Source organism: Rheinheimera sp. F8 (assembly GCF_001518915.1).
Map to the genome: position 1 here is coordinate 2,081,326 of NZ_CP013656.1, position 20,276 is coordinate 2,101,601.

Here is a 20,276-nt window from a genome sequence, read left to right on the forward strand (position 1 = left end):
TTGTCATATTGACGACATAGACTGCCCCGGTTTACCGGAGAAGTCTATGCAACGTCGCCCCGCTCTTGTCGCCAGTATCGCCACTGTTATTATCCTGCTGGGTATCCTGACTGTCGCATTTTATCTGGGCGTCAGTAATCAGAAAACCAGTGAAATTAAAGCCCGCACTGTCGCGCAGCAAGTCAGTAATGCGCTGGAAATTATGGCGGCAGATCGGGTACGTGCGCTCGATGATTTGGTCGGACACTGGCCGGTGTCCAGCGCTAATGAAATTGACTGGTTTAATGTCCGGGCTGTGACGCTGGCAAAAATGCTGCCAGGGTTACGTGATTTAGCATTATTGGACCGTCAGGGCGCGGTGTTGTGGTCCATTGATCCGCAAAACCGCAAACAGTTGCTGCGGCAACATCTGCCCACCCTGCTGGGGGTTCCGTCCGGTGCGACCACAGCTGTGTTGTACCCGCCCGATCGGCCGCAAAGCCTGGTGGTGATGCGTGCGATCAGTATGCAAGGCAAACCGCATGGTTATGTTGCGGCCTTTTTTGATATCAACACGATTTTAGGCGTGTATACCAGTGAACTGGCCGAAGGCGGACTCAGTTTTCTGATGCAGGATGGCGACGCCGTGTTGCATCAATCCGGCTCTTTGGCTGGCAGTGCCCCAGTCGTCAGACAACCGCTGGATTTTGCCGGCCGGCGCTGGCATTTCAGTGTGCAAAGCCAGTCGGATATCTGGCAGACCAGCTGGTGGCTTGCCGGGATTGGCAGTCTGATCGCCTTGTGTATCGGATTATTGTTGTACCGTCAGTTCGCTAAAGAAGCACAGGTGCGGCGTTTTCAGCAACTGTATCAGTCCGCGGCCGATGCGTCGCTCGATGCGATTTTGTTGCTGGCGCGTTGTCAGGGACCGGACGGGCCGGATTTTCTACTGCAACACAGTAACAAAGTTGCTGCCCAGCTGTGTGATCCATCGTTATTACTGGCAGGTCAGTCGCTGGCGTTGTTGTGTAAACAATTGAGTGCCAACTGGTTTTTCCGTCGCTGTGCCGATGTCGATCAGTCGGGCGAACCTTTTGAAGCGGTGCTGCCACAGCCGTCTGGCCTGATTCATGCCAGCTGGCTGCGCTTGCAGGTGGTGAAATCGGCGCAAGGTCTGGCGCTGACCTTTCGCGACGTCAGCCGTGAACACGGATTGCAACAACAGATCCGTTATCAGGCAGAGCATGATCAACTGACCGGTCTGCTTAATCGCTACGCGTTTGAACAACGGCTGGCTGCATTGCTGACCACAGCGCAGGGCGGCGCATTGTGTTACATCGACATGGATCAGTTTAAACATATCAATGACAGCTGCGGCCATCTGGCTGGGGACGAGTTGCTGCGTAATGTCGCCAGCCTGCTCAGTATTGATCTGCATCACGCCGATATTCTGGCCCGCGTCGGTGGCGATGAATTTTGTCTGGTGCTGGCCGGGCGCAGCATGCCTGCGGTCAGCGCCCATCTGCAACAACTACTCAGTCGCATCGCGGCGTTTCGGTTTAGCTGGGAGCAACAAATTTTCACCATCGGCGCCAGTATCGGGGTGGTGGCGCTTGGTGGCGAACAGAGCGGCTTGACCGACTTATTAAAGGCTGCTGACAGCGGTTGTTATCTGGCGAAAAATCAGGGCCGCAATCGTTATTTTATCGTCGATGCAGACGGACCTGAGCTGAATCATCTGCAGCAACAGCGCCAGTTATTGTCGTTATTGCATACCGCGCTGGACGAACACCGCTTTGAATTGTATGCCCAGCCGATTGTGTCGTTGTCGGTGCCACCACAAGGCCTGCACCTCGAAGTTCTGCTCCGGCTACGCGATACCGATGGTGCGATGGTCAGTCCGGCTCTGTTTATTCCGCTGGCGGAGCAACAGGGTTTGATGGGCTTGATTGACCGTTGGGTGATCCGCCGGGTGTTGCAGCAACTGGCAGCAACACCGGCGCAGCTGCCTTTGATGGATAAAATCGCTATCAATTTGTCCGGGCCTTCGCTGAGCGACCCGGACTTATTGCCATTTATTCAGCAGAAGCTGCAGCTGTTTGCCATTCCGGCGGCGAAGATTTGTTTTGAGATCACCGAAACAGCAGCAATTACCAACATGGCAGCCGCCAATCGTTTTATCGATAGTCTGCGGCAGATTGGCTGCAAGTTTGCGTTGGATGATTTTGGCGTCGGTATGTCGTCTTTTGCTTATCTGAAGCACTTGCCGGTGGATTATCTGAAAATCGATGGCTCTTTTGTCAAAGCGATGACGCAAAATGCCACCGATGCCGTGATGGTACGGGCGATGGCTGATATTGCCCGCAGTATGCAAATTCAGACCATTGCTGAATTTGTGCCCGATGAAGCCACTTGTGTGCTGCTACGCAGTATCGGTGTGCATTATGGCCAGGGCTATGGCCTGGGGCATCCGGCACCCTGGCAGACGTTTTTCCCGCAGACAGTCACTGCCTGAATCATGAACCTGCTGACCATATAACCATGTGGCAAATCAATAAAAAAGGCAGCGTCAACTGACGCTGCCTGGATGGATCCCAAGAATTCGGCAGGGACCAAGGACAAGGATACACAACAAACTCAGCCTTTTCAGGCGGGCCACAGGAAGAAGCCGAGCGCATTCTGGCAAGCTTGTGCGGCAAAATTCTGACATTTCTGTGAAGGATTTATGGCCTGAGATCTTTATGTCAATCGTCATCTGGCCGTCATCTGTCGCTTGCAAACTCTTGGGAAAATAATCTGGAGTTTGTTATGAAGCAGTGGAGTCGTCGCGAGTTTTTACGGGTATCTGCCATGTTGGCGGCGGCCGGTGGTTTTAGCACAGTCAGCGGTTGTGTCAGCATGCCAGCAACGGAAGCCGCCAGCACTGAACCGGCGTTTCCGCTGAGCTTTGATCATGGTGTGGCCAGCGGTGATCCGCTGCATGACCGTGTCGTGCTGTGGACCCGTGTTACGCCGGCAGGGCCGCTGGCTAGCGTGACGCTTCGGCTGGAAGTCGCGACAGATGCTGCCTTCAGTCAATTGGTAGTAGCCGCCGATTGTGTCGCGCGCGCAGAGCAGGATTATTGCTGCAAAGTCGACGCCGCCGGTCTGGTTGCCGGCACCGCCTATTTTTACCGGTTCCGCGCCGGCACTGTCAGTTCGCCGGTTGGCCGCACCCGCACCCTGCCGCAAGGGACATTAGCCGAAGCCCGTTTTGCCGTGGTCAGCTGCAGCAATTTCCCGGCCGGTTATTTCCATGTCTATCAGCAGCTGGCCGAACGCCAGGACCTGGATGCGGTGATCCACCTCGGTGACTATCTGTACGAATATGCCGCGGATGGTTATGCCACCGAACGGGCCGCTGAATTTGGTCGTTTATATGCGACGGATAATCGCTGTGAACTATTGAATTTGAACGACTATCGCCGTCGCTACGCCTGTTATCGCGCAGATCAGGCACTGCAGCAACTACACGGCCGTCATCCGTTTTTACTGGTCTGGGATGACCACGAAATTGCCAATGACACCTGGACCGGTGGTGCTGAAAACCACAGCGCCACTGAAGGCGATTTCCAGGCGCGAAAACTGGCCGCATTGCAGGCGTATTATGAATGGCTGCCGATCCGGCCACAGGTTCACAGTGGCGAACCGCTGTACCGCAGCCTGGCTTATGGCGATTTAGTGCAGTTTTATTTGCTGGATACCCGCGTCTGTGCCCGTAGCCAGTGGCTGGATTTCCCGCAGTTTCAGCGCGATGGCCAGCTGGATGTCGCCGCGATGGTCAAAGCGGTACGCGATCCTGCCCGCACCTTGCTCGGCAGTGCGCAATTTGACTGGTTAGCACAGGGCTTAGAGCAATCCAGCTGTCAGTGGCAGGTATTGGCACAACAAGTCTTGATGGCGCGGATGGAGTTACCGGGGGAAGCGCTGGCAGCGCTGGCCAAACCCGGCCCGGCGCTGGCGGCGCAGTTGCGTGAACTGGCGGCACTGAAACAACGGCCAGCCGGCAGCTTAAACAAAACGGAACAACAACGGCTGGCAGGTTCCTTGCCTTATAACCTCGATGCCTGGGATGGGTTTCCGGTTGAGCGTGAACGGCTGTACCAGATGTTGCGGGCCAGCGGCCGGCAAGTGCTGGTACTGGCCGGTGATACCCATAATGCCTGGCACAGTGAACTGAAAACCAGCAGCGGCGAATTTGTCGCGACTGAGCTGGCGACTGCGTCTGTTTCATCACCGGGCATCGAACAATATCTGCAACTGGATGCGGCGCAGGCGGCAGAACTCTCGTCTGTTCTACCTCAGCTGATTGACGAATTGCAGTGGTGCGAACTGGCCCATCGTGGTTATCTGCTGCTGCAGATCAATGCGCAGGCTTGTCTGGCACAGTGGCATCAGCTGGAGTCTGTCCACGTGCAATCTGCAAAGTGGCTGGCGCCTTATCAGCAGCAGATCGCTAAACGCTGACAGGTGCAAGAACAGGAACATAAACAGGCTGACTTCAGGAACGGATATTGTCTTGTTCCTGCTGGGTCAGCCTGGATTCAATCCGTTTTAAGCGCTGCATCAGCTCGCGTTGTTCTTCGTCACTGAACAGATGTTTGTCTTCGACCAGATGCATAATGATGTTGGCGACAATCATCGGGATCACGATAAAAATCCAGAAGTGACCAAATAAAATTCCGACGATGCGACCGGCCGGGGTGACTGGTGTCAGGTCGCCATAGCCAATGGTCAGTGACGTGACTGTGGCCCACCACAGACCGTCGGCCAGTGATTTTTGTTCCAGAATGGCAAAACTAACAGCACCAAAAATCAGGCTGGCGGCATACAACGCGATAATAAGCCATAGCCGGTTTGCAATATAAATCAATAACTTCTTCATCGACCACAGATCCAAATATTATGTATTAACCGCAGCATAACAAAGAGTTTGTGGCCGACCAAGTCCCCGGGCTCATAGCATTGCCATGGCCTGATCCAGCGTGTTTTTTTCCGGCGGTTCACAACCGGCTTTAGCAATATTCAGACTGGCGGCCAGACAGGCGCGTTGCAGCGCAGTGCGGCATTGCGCCAGGTCCAGCGTGCTCAGCGCCTGGCCGACCGGATGCAGTTGCAGCAATTGCACCAGTAAATTGGCAAAAAAGGTATCGCCGGCACCAACAGTATCGATAAAGACCGTCGGTTTGATCACCGGCTGAAACAGGCTTTGCTGACCCAGAAACAAAGTTGCGCCTTCTGCGCCACAAGTCAGCGCCAGCAGGGCTGTCGGGGCGACTGTACGGACCTGACTGACGGCACTTTGCAGCTCCAGCGTGGGGTAGAGCGCGGCTAAATCTTCATCGCTGACTTTGATGTAATCCGCCAGCAGCAGCACTTGTTCAATGTGGCTGCGGTAAGCCGCCACATCGGTAACAAACTGCAAACGCACGTTGATATCGACACTGAGGCGAATGGCCCGCGCTTTGGCTGCTTGTAACACTGGCAATAATTTCCCGGCATCCTGTGGTTCTAACGCCAGTGAGCCGGTATGTAAAATGCGGCAGTCCGCCGGCAGTGCGGCAATCAGCTGTTCCGCGCTGTAATCACGGTCAGCGATACCCTGACGGTATAGGCTGTAACTGGGCTGGCCATTGGCATCGATGCGGACAAACGCCAGTGAACTGGGCGCGGCGGAACGTTTCGGCCAACCGGCAGTGACACCACGTTGCTGCAATAACTGCAAAAACGCATCGCCAAAAGCGTCTGACGACAAGGGCGACAAATAACTGACCGGCACCTGCTGCAGTGCGCAGGCGATCGCCAGATTCAGCGGAGAACCGCCGGTTTTGGCGATAAAACGGCCATCAGCTTCAGTGAAAATATCAATAACGTTTTCGCCAATCACCGCAATCATGCTGTTCTCCTCGTATAGATAAGACATACAGCTTAATTAATCACATTATGTTATTAAAGGGGCGATCGGAAATATTTTTCCAGGTGTTGCGGCATCAACGCCATTTCCAACTTAACTGACTGATCTAAATAAAATTAAGCACAATCAGCCGAATTGCGTGACGAATGTCGCTCAAGTTTGACCGGGCAGGCCCGATACAGCTGTATCTGCAGTTTGATAAAGGACCCGCATCATGACCGAGCACATCCGCTTACAACGTATCCGCGACATTGGCTTCCGCTTACAGGAACTGCAATTGATCCGGGTGCAAACGGGGGCTTCTTATGCAGTGTCCGCTATCAATTTTCTGTTTCAACTCTATCGTTTACCAAAACCAACCGGCCAGTCGCTGGAGCAAATCCTGACCCAACTCGGGGCTGCAGTGATTGCCCGGCATCAATTGCCTTATGCCCGTTTAAGCGTAGACGCCGTGCTGCAGTTCTTTTGCCAGCGCTTCCAGGTCGGGCAGAGCGCCATCAAACATCCTACCTATCGCCGGCGTGATCGTACGGGTCTGGCCCAGGCACAGATCTGACTGGTCAGTGAGCGCGCCAGCGCGTAGACTGGTTAAAAAAACCACAGGGACTGATGTTGTGGGCAAAAAATCGAAATTACTGCCATTGCTAAGCGCTTGCCTGATGACCAGCCTGGTCCAGGCCGCAGATGCACCTCTGATTGCTGTTTACGGTGATTTTATTACGCCACCGGCTTTTATCCGCGGCACGGACACCACCCCACATTCTGGTTATCTGATTGATATCTATCGCGAACTGAGTCAACAGCTGGGTCTGCAGTTGCAACTGAAAGCATTTCGTCGCGCGGATATCGCCGGTGCTTTATTAAAAAGTGCCGCCGATGTGTATTGCCGGGCCAATCCGGCCTGGTATCCCGAACCACTGTTGCGCTGGAGTCCGCCGTTATTTGGTTATGCCGATGTGTTGCTCAGCCATCAGCCACTGGATAATCTGCAGGGATTGGCGCAACAAAAAGCGCTGGTTGCAACCACCAGCGGCTACAAATATCCGGAACTGGAACCGTTGTTTCGGGCCGGACGCTTAACCCGACAGGACTATTTGTCACCGGAAGAAGCAGCGTCTGCCTTCCTTGCTGGCAAAGCAGACACTGTGGTGATGTCAGAAATTGAGGCGCATTACCTGCTCCCGGTGAACCGGCTGCAACAGCTGCAGCTGGCGCATTATCAGTTGCATTGCGTGTATTCGCCGCGCTTAAAACCGCTGCAGCGCCAGCTGCTGGATAATTACATCAGCGCCCGTGCCAGTCATGGCGATTTTAAAGCGTTGTTGCAAAAATACAGCTGGCAGCTGACCGTCAAACAACCGGTGAAAAAACCGCTATAACACCAGCCCGGCGGCGAACTCCTGATACAAACCAACCATATGCTGATAATTGGCGAGGCTCAGTCTGGCAGCTTGATCACGTGCACTGAGCAATTCCCGCTCAGAGTCCAGCAGTTGCAGAAAATCGGCCATCCCACTTTGATAGCGCAATTGCGTCAGCCGTACTGCTTCGGCGCTGGCGGCCAGCTGTTGCTGCTGCAATAACTGCGCGCGCCGGCCCTGATTGTAAGTATCGAGACTGCCTTTGAGATCCCTAACCACCGAAAACACCTGGGCCCGATATTGTTGCAGCGCCACTTCAGTGCCGGCGGTACTGGCGTCGATGCGATCGGCCACGGACATCGGATCCGCCGCCGGCAGGCTTAAACTCGGAGCCAGGCTCCAGCTTTGCTGGTCGCTGCCGGTTTTGACACTACCGAGCGAGACAAAACCAAGAAAACCCTGCAGCGACAACTGCGGATACCAGGCGGCTTTATCAATAGCCAGCTGCGTATGGGCTTTGGCGAGCTGTCGTTCAGCAATCGCCAGATCGGGGCGTTTGGCCAGCGCGTCCTGCCACTGCGACAGCGCCAGCGGCTGACTGAATTGTGGCAGGCTGCGTTTAATCAGCTGCACCTCCGTTTGCGCGGTCAGTGCGGCCAGCGCCAGCTCGGCCTGCGACTGCTGCAGATACAGCGCTGGTAATCCGGCTTCAACCTGATACACCTGCGCCTGCAACCGGGTCAGTTCCAGCGCAGAAGCGCTGCCGGCATCGAGTTGCGCCTGCACTATGCTGCGGGTCTTGGCCAGGTTCGCCAGATTAGCCTGAGCCACATCAATTTGCAGTTGAGCGCCCAGCCAGTCGCCATAATGCCGGGCGACCTGCGTCAGCACAGCCAGCTGCACTTCCTGTAACCGTAGCAGAGCGATTTCGCGGTCCTGCTGTGCAGCTTGTTCAGCCAAGGCCACAGCGCCGGATAAATCCAGCTGCCAGGCAAGGCTGGCGCCTTGCTGATAGCGGCTGGAGACGACGCCGTCTTTGCCTTGTTGTGAGCGCTCCATGCCTGCAGTTGCGGTGAGCTGTGGCAAGTCATTATCTGCAGCGTCACTTTGCAGCGCGGCATAGCGTTTTATGTTGGCGCTGGCTGCCAGCAAGCTGGCGTTTTGCGCGCCGGCCTGCTGTAACAGTGTCATCAGCTGCGGATCATTCAGTTGCTGCCACCATTGCGCCGGCGCAGCCTCCAGCTGGTATTGCGCCGGCAATGGCTGTTCGGCAGTCAGCTGAGCCGGGATCTGATATTCACTGCTAACGCAGCCGCCGAGGCTCAGACTGAGCAGCAGGGCAAGGGCCGATGGACGAAACAAATTAGTCATGAGTCACCCCGACATGGTTTGGCAGGTTGGTATTTTCGCTGATCTGCGCTGGTTTTTTGCCAGCCAGCATGGTGTAGAACAGCGGCGTTAACAGCAGGCCAAAAAAGGTCACACCAATCATGCCGGCAAACACCGCCACGCCCATGGCCTGACGCATTTCGGCGCCGGCACCACTGCTAAACACCAGCGGCACCACGCCCATCACAAAGGCAATCGACGTCATCAGAATTGGCCGTAACCGTAAGCGGGCTGCTTCCTGCACTGCTTGCAGCGCAGTCATGCCGTGTTGTTGTTTTTCCCGGGCGAACTCGACAATCAGGATGGCGTTTTTGGTCGCTAAACCCACCAATACAATCAAGCCGATTTGGGTAAAGATGTTGTTGTCACCGCCGAAGATCCAAACCCCAATCATCGCGGACAACAGCGTCATCGGCACAATCAGCAGGATAGCGAGCGGTAAACGCAGGCTTTCATACAAGGCGGCGAGCACCATGAAGACCAACAACAATACCAGCGGGAACACCAGATATTCGGCATGACCGGCCAGAATTTGCTGATAAGTCAGTTCAGTCCACTCATAGCTGATGCCAGGTGGCAGCGTCTCGGCCAGAATTTTTTCAATAGCCGCACGTGCTTCTCCACTGCTGTAGCCCGGCGCCGGCCCACCATTAATTTCGGCGGTAGTAAAGCCGTTGTAATGCATGACGCGGTCCGGGCCTGCGCTGTGGTTCACGTTAACAAAACTGCCAATAGGCACCAGCTCACCATGCTGGTTATTCACTTTCAGATTGGCAATCTGCGCCGGATCCTGCCGGAAGGCTTCGTCCGCCTGCACATTGACCTGATAAGTGCGGCCAAACTGGTTAAAGTCGTTGGCATAAGTACCGCCCAAATAACCCTGCAGTGTTGCAAACAGATCATCTAACGACACACCCTGCGCTTTGGCTTTGACGCGGTCGACATCCAAATCCAGCTGCGGCACATTAACCTGATAACCCGAGAATACGCCGGCCAGTTCCGGTGTTTGCCAGGCTTTCATCTGCACCGCCATCGTGACTTTAAACAGCTCTTCATACCCAAGGTTGGCTTTGTCTTCCAGCTGCAGACGGAAACCGCCGATAGTGCCAAGACCCTGCACCGGTGGTGGTGGGAAGATGGCGATAAAGGCGTCCTGAATACCGGCAAACTGGGCGTTTAAGTCAGCAGCAATAGCACCGGCGGACAACGACGGGTCTTGCCGTTCACTGAAGTCTTTCAGTGGTGTAAATACAATGCCGGCGTTCGGACTATTGGTAAAACCGTTGATCGACAAGCCAGGGAAGGCGACAGAGTGCGCTACACCAGGGTGTTTCAGCGCGATTTCTGACATCTGCTTAATCACAGCTTCAGTACGCTCCAGCGAGGCAGCGTCCGGCAACTGGGCAAAAGCCACCAGATACTGTTTGTCTTGCTGCGGCACATAACCGGTTGGCGTATTGGCAAAAATGCCGCCGGTAAGACCGAGTAAACCCAGATACAACACGCCGGTCAGGCCGCCAAAACGAATGATTTTGCTGACGGCTTTACCGTAACGCTCGCTGCCACGGGCAAACAACCGGTTAAATGGCTTGAACACCAGACGACCAAATAACTTGTCGAGCAGCACTGTCAGTTTATCCGGTGCGGCACCATGTGGTTTTAACAGCAGCGCAGCTAAAGCCGGGCTTAACGTCAGCGAGTTCAGTGCGGAAATCACCGTCGAAATGGTAATAGTCAACGCAAACTGTTTATAGAACTGGCCGGTCAGACCGGTCATAAAGGCCGTTGGTACAAACACAGCAGCCAGCACCAGCGTGGTGGCAATAATCGGGCCTGTGACTTCTTTCATCGCCTGCTGTGTGGCGGCGAGCGGTGACAAACCGGCTTCGATATTGCGCTCGACGTTTTCCACCACGACGATGGCGTCGTCAACGACAATACCAATCGCCAGCACCAGACCAAATAAGCTCAGCGCGTTCAGTGAAAAACCAAACAGGTGCATAAAGGCAAAAGTACCAATCAGCGACACCGGCACTGCTACCAGCGGGATGATGGACGCGCGCCAGGTTTGCAGGAACAGCACCACCACCAGCACGACCAGTAAAATGGCTTCAAACAGCGTTTTCACCACAGCTTCAATCGAGCCGCGCACAAACACCGTCGGGTCGTAAACGATGTCGTAACTCAGACCTTGCGGGAAATTCTGCGCAAGTTCGGCCATCCGGGCGCGCACATCATCTGAGATTTGGATCGCATTGGAGCCAGACGCCTGAAACACCGGAATAGCGATGGCGTCTTTGTTATCCAGCAGCGATCGCAGAGCATAAGAACTGGCGCCCAGTTCCAGCCGGGCCACATCTTTGAGGTAACTGAGTTCGCCGTTGGCGCCGGTTTTGATAATGATATCGCCGAATTCTTCAGTGGATGTCAGCCGGCCTTTGACGTTGATCAGCAGCTGAAATTCACTGCTGCCAGAAGGTTGCGCGCCCAAACTACCGGCGGCTGCCTGTTGGTTCTGCTCGCGAATGGCATTGACGATTTGCGGCGGCGTCAGACCAAGCGCGGCGACTTTATTCGGATCTAACCAGACGCGCATGCTGTATTCGCTGGCACCAAACAAGCGCACAGCACCGACACCTTCAATCCGGGCCAGTTCGTCTTTGATGTTTTGTGCGGCATAGTTGGACAAATACAACATGTCATAGCGGTCATCCGGCGAGGTTAAATGCACCACCATGGTTAAATCCGGCGAGGATTTTTCCGTGACAATACCAAGCCGCTGCACTTCCTGCGGTAAACGCGGTTTGGCGCGGTCAACCCGGGCCTGCACTTGCGACTGCGCTTTGTCGACGTCACTGCCAATGGCAAAAGTGATGGTCAGCGTCATGCGACCGTCGCTGGTGGCCTGCGATGACATATACAGCATGTTTTCCACGCCGTTGATTTCCTGCTCCAGCGGGCTGGCGACTGTGTCAGCGATGACTTTTGGGTTCGCGCCCGGATAGCTGGCGGTGACGACCACCGTTGGCGGCACCACTTCCGGGTATTCAGTGATCGGCAGTTGCCAAACCGCGATGGCGCCACTGATGACAAACAGCAGCGACAATACGGCAGCAAAGATCGGCCGGCGTAAAAAATAATTCGATAACATAACGATGCTCCCGTTATTGACCGGCACCGCTGGCGCTGGCGCTTACGCTGCTGCCGGTGCCTTGTGGGGAAGCCGGTTGCTGCGCGATGCGAAAAGGTTGTTGTTCAGTCGCAAGGACGGCCAGCTGCTGTGGCGTGGCCATTTCGACCCGGTTCGGTTCAATCACGACACCGGGACGGACCCGTTGCAGACCATTAACGACCACTTGCTCCGCTGGTTTCAGGCCAGTTTTGATAATGCGCAATCCACCAGCTCTTTCGCCGAGCGTGACAGGGCGGTATTGCAGCGTGCCTTTGGCGTCCACTACCAACACAAAACGGCTGGATAAATCAGTACCAATGGCTTTATCGTCGACCAGCACGGCCTGATAAGGTGCACTGCCGGTCAGTTTCAGTCGGGCGAATAAACCGGGGAGTAAGCTCGCATCAGTGTTATCAAAACTGGCGCGGATGCGGATCGTACCGGTGGCGGCATTGAGCTGGTTGTCGATAAAGTCGATGGTGCCCTGATGACGGAACTCAGTGCTGCCGCTTAATGCCAGTAACACCGGGCGCTGCTGTTGCTGCAGCTGACTGGCGGTACCGGTGGCACTGTCGAGGCCGAGATAACGCAGCAGGCTTTGTTCGTCGGCATCAAACCAGGCATAAATGCGGCCGGTCGACACCAGACTGGTCAGTACCGATTGGCCGGCATGGACATAGTTACCGGCAGTAATAAAAGCGTTAGACACAACGCCGGAGATTGGCGCGCGGATCTCGGTATAGGACAAGTCCAGCTCGGCTTTTTTCAGCGCCGCTGTGGTAGCAGCGAGCTGTGCTTTGGCTTGTTCAAACCGGCTAAAGCGGCTGTCGAGCAGTTCTGTGGCGATGGCATTTTGCTTTTTCAGGCTCAGCGCGCGCTGATATTCGCGTTCGGCCAGCGCCAGTGCGCTTTTGGCTTCAGTCTGACTGGCACTCAGGCGCGCCACTTCGGCGGCAAAAGGTGCGTTATCGAGACTGAATAACAAATCACCGGCGGCCACTTTGCTACCTTCAGTAAAATGTACTTTGGCAAGGTAACCCGAGACGCGTGGCATCAGGCTCACTGATTCCGGCGCCTGTAGCCGACCGGTGTATTCGTCGGTTTCACTGATTTGCTGACTGAGGACGGTAGCGACATCCACTTTAACAGCGGTCGGGCCACTTGCAGTTGGGGCGCCAGGCTGACAGGCGGCAAGCACTAAGGCTGCCAGGCTGGTCAACAGCAAGCGACGGGGCAGTTTTAACTGGGGTCTGGCCATCACGGAAATTCCTCTTTATCAGGTTCGGTATCATTAGGTTTTTGGCACCATACCGCTTGAAAGTCTGTATTGCTTGACTTCTGTACTGATTGGTATAATGTACTGACCGGTAAATATATAGAAAAGCACCGCAGAGTCAATTTAATTTTGTACTGATCGGTAAGAATCTTTGGAACTTTTTCGCAGGGCAGCGATTCTGTGGGTTATAAGCAGAAAAAAAGCTGTCAGTGAATAAGCATTGCAGCCGTATTGGGGATTCAGTTCAGTGGTGAAGCTGCCGAACTGTTTACCAGGCCGGGCTGCTGCGTTATTCTCTGGCCCATGCAGATAAAGGGCGCTCTTGTTCATGCGAACAGACCGCCACAGAGGTAGTGATGAGTGCAAACACACTAAACAGCACCCCATGTAACAACAGCGCACCGGTTGGCCGGCCACGCGCTTTTGATTTAGAAACTGCGCTGCAAAAAGCGCTCGAAGTGTTCTGGCAAAAAGGCTACGAAGGCGCATCTTTGCCTGATCTGACCGAAGCCATGGGCATCAACAAACCCAGCCTGTATGCGGCTTTTGGCAATAAAGAACAGTTGTTTCTCAAAGCCATCGAGCGCTATGAAAATCGCCCCAGCGCATTTTTTTATCCGTCGATGGCAGAACCCACGGCATATCGGGTAGCGGAACGTATTCTGCTTGGTGCTGCGGCTGAACACAGCAATCCGCTGCATCCGCCGGGATGTCTGATGGTGCAGGGCGCTTTAGCCTGCAGTGACAGTGGTCAGTCGGTGAAAGATGCGTTGATTGCACGGCGTAAAGCCGGTTTTGAGCAGTTGGTGCAACGTTTTGAGCAGGCCAAAGCGGCCGGCGATTTGCCAGCCGATGCGGATCCACAAGGGTTGGCTGGTTTTATTATTACTGTATTGCAGGGCTTGTCGGTGCAGGCAACCAACGGCGCCTGTGCTGAACAACTACATAATATTGCCCGGACTGCACTGCGGGCCTTTCCAGCTGGACAGAATTAACCCGCTGACGGTGGTTTTTGCAGTTTCCGGCACCCCGCATCGAGGTAAGGCCCGCTGTGACGCACCCAGCCGGGCCCCGGCTCCGTTTGTTTGCAGATGTAATGGCCGGTTTTAACGCTTTGCCATTTATACCAGGGCGCCGGCGCCGCCGCGAGTTCTGGCAGCAGGCTGATACACAGCAAGGCCACGATATAACCAAGACGGTTTCTCATCAACATGTCGCTCGATAGCGAAAGCATGCGGTTATGCTGCCTGAATGTCATCTGCTTCGCCAGTGTCATGGTGGCAATGCCGTTGTGCCTGAGTCGTTGATTGACCAGTCTGGAGCGGGCAGGTACATTCATTACCAAGATTTTTAGCATCACATGACGGGGGCTGAATTGTTGCGCAGTAGATGGTTGAGTCTTTGTCTATTGTTGCTGACCTTCGGCGCGTTGGCAGATCCGTTACTGCTAAAAGGGCCGAACTGTTGCGGGACGCAGCAGGATGTGCAGGTTCTGCTTGATCCACAAGGCCAGTTGACGTTTGAGCAAGTGCGGGCGTTGCAGGCCGATTTTCAGATGCCGCTGCGCGAAGATCTCAGTTATGGCTACCGGCAAGGCGCCATTTGGCTGCTGTTAAAGGTTACTCCAGCGCAATCAGGCCGCTGGTGGTGGTTGTTTACTTATCCTTCACTCGACCAGCTGACGCTCTATCTGGAAGACAGCCATGGCGTCCGGCAGTTGCAAAGCGGCGATATGGTTGCGCTGCAACAGCGCGCACTGGTGCATCGCCAGGCGGTATTCCCGTTAGATTTAACGCAAGACGACATCACCACACTGTGGTTGCGGGTTGAAAGTCAGGGCAGTATGACGCTGCAAAATCAACTGCTCAGTGACGATGACTTTGTGTTGACGACCGCACAGAATTATCTGGCGCCCGCCTTGTATTTTGGCGCTTTGCTGGCATTGGCTGGTTATAACCTGCTGTTATTTATGGTGCTGCGCGAAAAAGTTTTCCTGTGGTATGTCTTGTTTGTGCTGTGTTTTGGCGCGGGGTCAGCCTCGTTAAATGGACTGGGCGCAATTTATCTGTGGCCGGATCTGCCTGAATTATCGAATCGCATGCTGCCGCTGGGTTTTACCGGCGCCAGTCTGATGGCGGTGTTGTTTACCCGGGCATTTCTGGACACCCCCCAATTCAGCCCGTTATGGGATAAATTCCTGCGGCCGATGGCGTGGCTGATGGCCGCGTCGCTGCTGGCAGTGCTGGTGATGCCGGTGCAGCAGGCGCTGATTGTGATGTCGCTGATTGGCATTTTGATTGTGCTGGTGCTGACGCTGTGCGCGATCCAAAGTGTATTAAACCGCGCGCCAGGTGCTCGTTTATTCGCGCTGGCCTGGTCGATGTTGTTGCTGGGCACTATCGTGATGTCGCTGCGTAATTTGGGTTTATTGCCATCAAACTTTTTCACTATCCATGCGATGCAGCTGGGCTCGGCACTGGAAATGTTACTGGTGTCTTTTGGCCTGGCGGCGCGTTTTAATCAGTTAAAATTGCAACACAGCAGGGCACAGCAACAGATGCTGGACGCGCAGCAACAGCTGGTGCAGCAACTGCGTGAACATGAAAATCAACTGGCGCAGAAAGTAACAGAACGCACCGCCGAACTCGAAACGATGAATGTGCGGCTGCAGTTGCTTGCCACCACGGACCCATTGACTGGCCTGGCGAATCGCAATGCCATGTATCAACAGCTGCATCAGGCGATAGCCCGGGCCCGGCGCCAACGCAGCAGTCTGGCCTTGCTGTATCTGGATCTGGATGGATTTAAAACCGTCAATGACCAGCTCGGTCATTTGGTCGGTGACAAAGTGTTGTATGAAGCCAGCGAGCGTTTACGCGAAACTGTGCGCGAAAGCGATGTTATTTGTCGGATCGGCGGTGATGAATTTTTACTGATCTGCGAAGGGCTCAGTCGTGGTGCTGTGTTGGTGCAGTTAACACAGCGGCTGCTGAAACAAATGCAGCTGCCGTTTTATCATGGGGCTGAACAAATTAGTATCGGCGTCAGCATTGGCGTGGCGATCAGTTCAGGCGGTGAAACACCGGCGGAAGCGCTGATTGATGCGGCAGACCGCGCCATGTACGACGCCAAAGCGGCCGGGAAAAATTGCGTCCAGCTGGCCCGTGAGTATGCCTGAATGCTATAGACCTGAATGGTCAGGCCGAAAAAAAAGCGACATCAAGTCGCTTTTTTTACTTACGCACTAAATTTACACGGCAGCAGCAGCCGGTAAACGGGCGATCAACACGCCAATCCGTTCCAGTGAAGTGAAATGGGCGTAAATTGCCGGTAACACACCAAACTTACGCAGTTGCAGGAACTGCTCGTCGCTCAGCGCGTCGAATTTTTCGCGGTCAATCACGTGGAAACCATTCAGGCGACGTTCGTTGCCCGCCAGATCACGGTATTGCAGGCCATCGGCTTTAAACAGGCCCATTTCGGTGATTTGATTCAGGATGTTACGGCTGACGGTATTGGCATCGATATAGTCTTTGAAGAACGTGTTGATACCATCGAAGAATTCAGTCGCTTTGCCTTCAGCGTCAAACAACGCCTGACCTTCAGTGCGGCTGACATTGTCCGCTTGTTCGTTCACACACAGAACCAACTGCTCGTCGGTCGCTTGTGCCAGCGTGAATGGGTAAGCACGAATGCCGGCAGGTACATATTCGCCTTTCCATTCGCCGTTTTCCAGGAACAGGTTTTGTGCTTCCTGCAGACCAAACACGGCAACCGGATTGTAAACGTCCGCATCAGCGGCTTTTAAGAAGAAAATTGGATAAAATGGCGCAGCGGCGGTGAATTCCTGCAGCATCAATGGCGCCACATGGCGGTTTTCCAGAATTTCAACGGAGAATTTTGGCAGGATACGCAGGTCTTTGTGTTGGTCCTGGGTCAGAGCTACTGGTTGAGCGAGCATGTTACTACTTCCTTTGGATCTTGTCTGAGGCCAGCATTGACGGGCATCCGCATGGTGGCCGGTTTTTATAAAGTCGCGAGCACCATACTATAAAAATATGACAGAATGCCAGCGCCCTTCAGCAGAAAAATGTTACGTACTTTGCATGGCCCGACAGTGGTTGTTGCGACTGGTTGAGTAACAGGCTGAATTTATGAATAATGCCGCCGATTTGCGCCACTTCTGCCGCTGATCTGCAACGAGGATATTGTACCGGATGATAAATAAACTGCCGCAAAGCCGTCCACTGGCCGTTGTATTGCTGCTGTGTTTGTTGCTGCTGTTGTTATCGCCACAATATCTGGTGCTGCAACGCGGACAGGACCTGGTGCTCTGGCTGCGGCTCGGTATTTTGCCGGCTTTGCTGTTGTTGTTATTGCTATTGTCGCTGCAGCGCTCGTTCGGCCGTTCGGTATGGTTGTGGTTGCCTTTAGCGCTGTTAGTACCACAGGAATGGTTTTATCAGCTGACTTACGGCAAAGCGACCGATGCGCACGCCATGGCAATCATCGCTGAAACGGATTTGGCCGAGGCCGCCGGCTACTTGTCCGGCATCGGCTGGCTGTTGTTTGCGGCCTTGTTAGGCATTTTATTGTTATTTGGCCTGACCAGCAGTGTGCTGTTAGCTGCACAACTGCAGTGGCCCCGTTATCTGCGGCCGCTGATCTGGGGCTGCACTGTAACGGGTATGTGCTGGGTGATGATGCAGGAACGCCAATACGCCATTGATTATCCGGTAGTGCAGCAGGCCGACGCGACGCAGACCGCACTGAGCCGGCGGCCGTTGCCGCAAAGTCATAATTTGTTTTATCAGAGTTTTCCGCTCAACCTGCTGTTGGCAGGTAACGAATACCGGGTGCAACAACAGGCGCTGAACGCAGTTGCCGCCAAAAGCCGCGACTTTCGCTTCGGCGCCGCCCAGCCGGAAGTATTCGGCGAACGGCAAATCTATGTGCTGGTGATTGGCGAAACCTTGCGGCCTGACCGCTTGCAGCTCAATGGTTATCCGCGTGCCACTACGCCAGAGTTGGCCAGTATCCCGGGTGTCGTCAGTTTTAAGGATATGATCAGTCCCTGGGCCTGGACGCGAATGTCGGTGCCGGTACTGATTTCGCGTAAAACCGCCGCTGATCACAGTTATTTTTTCAGCGAAAAATCTTTGGTCGCAGCATTTGGCGAAGCGGGCTTTCGGACATATTGGTTATCGACGCAAAGCCCGCTTGGTGTGCATGATTCTTCAGTTGCTTTGCATGCCAGTGAAGCGGATGAAGTGCAGTATCTGAACCCGGTTGGTTATAAAAAAGAAGGCTTTTACGATGCAGTATTGTTGGACGCTTTCCAGCGGGTGTTGGCACGTAACGAGCAGAAACAGCTGATTGTATTGCATACGCTCGGCAGCCATTTCAGTTACACCGACCGCTATCCGCCGGAGTTTGATCGGTTTTTACCCTCGGGGAAAGGCCAGAACATCGGCATGCATGATAAAGCCAACCGTGAACTACTAAACAACGCCTACGACAACAGTGTGTTGTACACCGACTTTGTGCTGTCTGGTCTTATCAGGCAGCTGCAAAAACAGCAAGCGATAGCCAGCTTGTTACTGGTGTCCGACCATGGCGAGAATATCTTTGACGGTGACTGCGATAAAAGCGGTCATGGCCATAATACTGAACTCGACTATCGGGTCGGTGCGCTGTGGTGGGGCTCTGAACTGTTCAGCAAGCAGTTTCCGCAGAAAACCCAACAACTCAACAAAGCAGCGCAATTGCCGTTATTGACCAGTCAGACTTTCCATACGATGGTGCAACTGGCTGACATTCATTACCCATCGCAGCAAATTGCATTGAGTTATGCCAATCCGGCTTTTAGACCGCAATCGCGAGTGCTCTGGACCGGCATAGATTTCGACAAATCGGCAAAAACCGGGCAGTGCCGGCTGCTGCCGCAGGGTCAGACCAGTGCCAATCCGAGTGGCAATAAGTGAGCTGTCATAATGTTGTCATAAATACGCCATAAAATAGCCATCCAACCGACATGACAACGCCATGAAAGATACGCAAAAGATTCATGAAACTGTCATTGCGTCATAAAAACACCTGTTTTTACTCGCGCTTTCCTTGCAAATTGCTGGCGCTGTTTATACTGAAGCCATTCTGTTGCAAAGAATGCCGTTCTTCATAAAAAAGAAGGATTTAACCATGTTCGCAAAAAAAGTTGTGGTCGCTGCCGTGTTGTTGGGTCTGTTTGGTGCTGCTGGCACTGTACAGGCTGATCCTCTGACCGTTTACGGTAAAATTAACGTGTCGGCGCAAAGCTCAGATGACGGTGCCGGTCAGTTCTCCGAATTAAAAAGCAATGCTTCCCGCTTTGGCGTCAAAGGCGACTACAAACTGGAAAACGACCTGACGCTGATTTATCAGCTGGAATGGGAAGTCGACCTGACTGATGACGCGAACGAAAAAAATATTAAAGGCCGCGACCAGTTTATTGGTCTGACTGGCAGTTTCGGTACCATTAAAGCCGGCCGCAATGACACCGCATTAAAGCTGTCGCAAGGCAAAATGGACCTGTTTAACGACTACGAAGCCGATATCAAAACTTTGTGGAAAGGCGAAAACCGTATGAACAATTCTTTGGCTTATATCACGCCAAAATTTGCCGGTTTCTCGCTGATGGTCAGCCATATCATGGAAGACTCAGAAAAAGGCCAGGATGGTCAGTCTGTTGCGCTGATGTACGGTGACGAAGGTCTGAAAGACAGCCCGCTGTTTGCTTCGGTTTCGATGGACAACGATGTGAATGGCTACGATAGCAGCCGCGTGTTTGTACAAGGCAAAGTTGCGAAAATCAAACTGGGTGCAGGTTTACATCAACAGGAAGTGATGGCAGGCGGCAAAAAAGAAGATGGTTATCTGCTGAACGCAGCTTATCCGCTGGATAAGTTTGAACTGAAAGCACAGTACCAGACGCTGGAAGACCACGACGGTTATAGCCTGGGCACTGATTACAAACTCGGTAAAGAAACGAAATTATTCGCCTGGTACAGCAGCTTTGATTTCTATAACAAAGCCGATACCGACTATCTGGCGATTGGTATCGAACATAAGTTCTGATGCTCTCATCAACAACAAAAAACCGGCATTTGC

The 20,276-nt window shown here is 53.8% G+C and carries 15 protein-coding genes; 8 read left to right on the forward strand and 7 right to left on the reverse strand.

Annotated features, from left to right (window positions below; genetic code table 11):
* The first annotated feature begins 46 nt into the window (after positions 1–46).
* Together ATY27_RS09385 and ATY27_RS09390 are read left to right on the forward strand one after the other, a co-directional pair.
* Positions 47–2,494 carry an EAL domain-containing protein gene (locus ATY27_RS09385; RefSeq protein ID WP_208933260.1) on the forward strand — a complete coding sequence of 816 codons (2,448 nt, stop codon included), beginning with the start codon at positions 47–49 and terminating at the stop codon, positions 2,492–2,494.
* Positions 2,495–2,787: 293 nt separating this feature from the next.
* Positions 2,788–4,485 (forward strand): alkaline phosphatase D family protein, encoded by a 1,698-nt coding sequence (locus ATY27_RS09390; RefSeq protein ID WP_208933261.1) that lies wholly within the window; start codon positions 2,788–2,790, stop codon positions 4,483–4,485.
* Positions 4,486–4,519: 34 nt separating this feature from the next.
* Here ATY27_RS09390 and ATY27_RS09395 read toward each other — a convergent pair whose 3' ends face one another.
* Both ATY27_RS09395 and ATY27_RS09400 read right to left on the reverse strand, forming a co-directional pair.
* A complete protein-coding gene (locus ATY27_RS09395) occupies positions 4,520–4,903 on the reverse strand; it encodes a potassium channel family protein (RefSeq protein WP_208933262.1) in 384 nt (127 codons plus the stop codon).
* 72 nt (positions 4,904–4,975) lie between these two features.
* Complete coding sequence (locus ATY27_RS09400; RefSeq protein WP_208933263.1) at positions 4,976–5,914, reverse strand: carbohydrate kinase; 939 nt, start codon at positions 5,912–5,914, stop codon at positions 4,976–4,978.
* Positions 5,915–6,146: 232 nt separating this feature from the next.
* Between ATY27_RS09400 and ATY27_RS09405 the strand changes: the two genes are divergently transcribed.
* Positions 6,147–6,488 carry a hypothetical protein gene (locus tag ATY27_RS09405; protein WP_208933264.1) on the forward strand — a complete coding sequence of 114 codons (342 nt, stop codon included), beginning with the start codon at positions 6,147–6,149 and terminating at the stop codon, positions 6,486–6,488.
* A 58-nt stretch (positions 6,489–6,546) separates the two neighbouring features.
* Positions 6,547–7,311 (forward strand): transporter substrate-binding domain-containing protein, encoded by a 765-nt coding sequence (locus ATY27_RS09410; RefSeq protein ID WP_208933265.1) that lies wholly within the window; start codon positions 6,547–6,549, stop codon positions 7,309–7,311.
* On the opposite strand, the gene ATY27_RS09415 is transcribed toward ATY27_RS09410, so the two are convergent.
* Genes ATY27_RS09415 through ATY27_RS09425 form a run of 3 tightly spaced genes read right to left on the reverse strand, consistent with a single transcriptional unit; the run spans position 7,306 to position 13,112 of the window.
* On the reverse strand, positions 7,306–8,664 hold the full coding sequence (locus ATY27_RS09415; protein WP_208933266.1) for a TolC family protein: 1,359 nt from the start codon (positions 8,662–8,664) through the stop codon (positions 7,306–7,308). The genes ATY27_RS09410 and ATY27_RS09415 overlap by 6 nt on opposite strands.
* Complete coding sequence (locus tag ATY27_RS09420; protein ID WP_208933267.1) at positions 8,657–11,833, reverse strand: multidrug efflux RND transporter permease subunit; 3,177 nt, start codon at positions 11,831–11,833, stop codon at positions 8,657–8,659. The genes ATY27_RS09415 and ATY27_RS09420 overlap by 8 nt, the downstream gene beginning before the upstream one ends.
* A 13-nt stretch (positions 11,834–11,846) precedes the next feature.
* Positions 11,847–13,112, reverse strand: coding sequence for an efflux RND transporter periplasmic adaptor subunit (locus ATY27_RS09425; protein ID WP_208933268.1), 1,266 nt, complete (start codon positions 13,110–13,112; stop codon positions 11,847–11,849).
* Positions 13,113–13,486: 374 nt separating this feature from the next.
* On the opposite strand from ATY27_RS09425, the gene ATY27_RS09430 reads away from it, so the two are divergent.
* Positions 13,487–14,125, forward strand: a complete 639-nt coding sequence (locus tag ATY27_RS09430; RefSeq protein WP_208933269.1) for a TetR/AcrR family transcriptional regulator — start codon at positions 13,487–13,489, stop codon at positions 14,123–14,125.
* On the opposite strand, the gene ATY27_RS09435 is transcribed toward ATY27_RS09430, so the two are convergent.
* Complete coding sequence (locus tag ATY27_RS09435; protein ID WP_208933270.1) at positions 14,122–14,337, reverse strand: hypothetical protein; 216 nt, start codon at positions 14,335–14,337, stop codon at positions 14,122–14,124. The genes ATY27_RS09430 and ATY27_RS09435 overlap by 4 nt on opposite strands.
* Before the next feature lie 186 nt (positions 14,338–14,523).
* Here ATY27_RS09435 and ATY27_RS09440 point away from each other — a divergent pair, with 186 nt between their 5' ends.
* Positions 14,524–16,308: a diguanylate cyclase gene (locus ATY27_RS09440; RefSeq protein WP_208933271.1), complete on the forward strand. Its 1,785-nt coding sequence runs from the start codon at positions 14,524–14,526 to the stop codon at positions 16,306–16,308.
* 72 nt (positions 16,309–16,380) lie between these two features.
* Here the strand turns inward: ATY27_RS09440 and ATY27_RS09445 are convergent, their stop codons facing one another.
* The gene (locus ATY27_RS09445; RefSeq protein WP_208933272.1) at positions 16,381–17,091 is read right to left on the reverse strand and encodes a SapC family protein; all 711 of its coding nucleotides are present in this window, start codon (positions 17,089–17,091) and stop codon (positions 16,381–16,383) included.
* Positions 17,092–17,347: 256 nt separating this feature from the next.
* On the opposite strand from ATY27_RS09445, the gene ATY27_RS09450 reads away from it, so the two are divergent.
* Both ATY27_RS09450 and ATY27_RS09455 read left to right on the forward strand, forming a co-directional pair.
* Positions 17,348–19,114 carry a phosphoethanolamine transferase gene (locus ATY27_RS09450; protein WP_208933273.1) on the forward strand — a complete coding sequence of 589 codons (1,767 nt, stop codon included), beginning with the start codon at positions 17,348–17,350 and terminating at the stop codon, positions 19,112–19,114.
* A gap of 214 nt (positions 19,115–19,328) precedes the next feature.
* Positions 19,329–20,243, forward strand: coding sequence for a porin (locus ATY27_RS09455; protein ID WP_208933274.1), 915 nt, complete (start codon positions 19,329–19,331; stop codon positions 20,241–20,243).
* Positions 20,244–20,276: the final 33 nt, after the last annotated feature.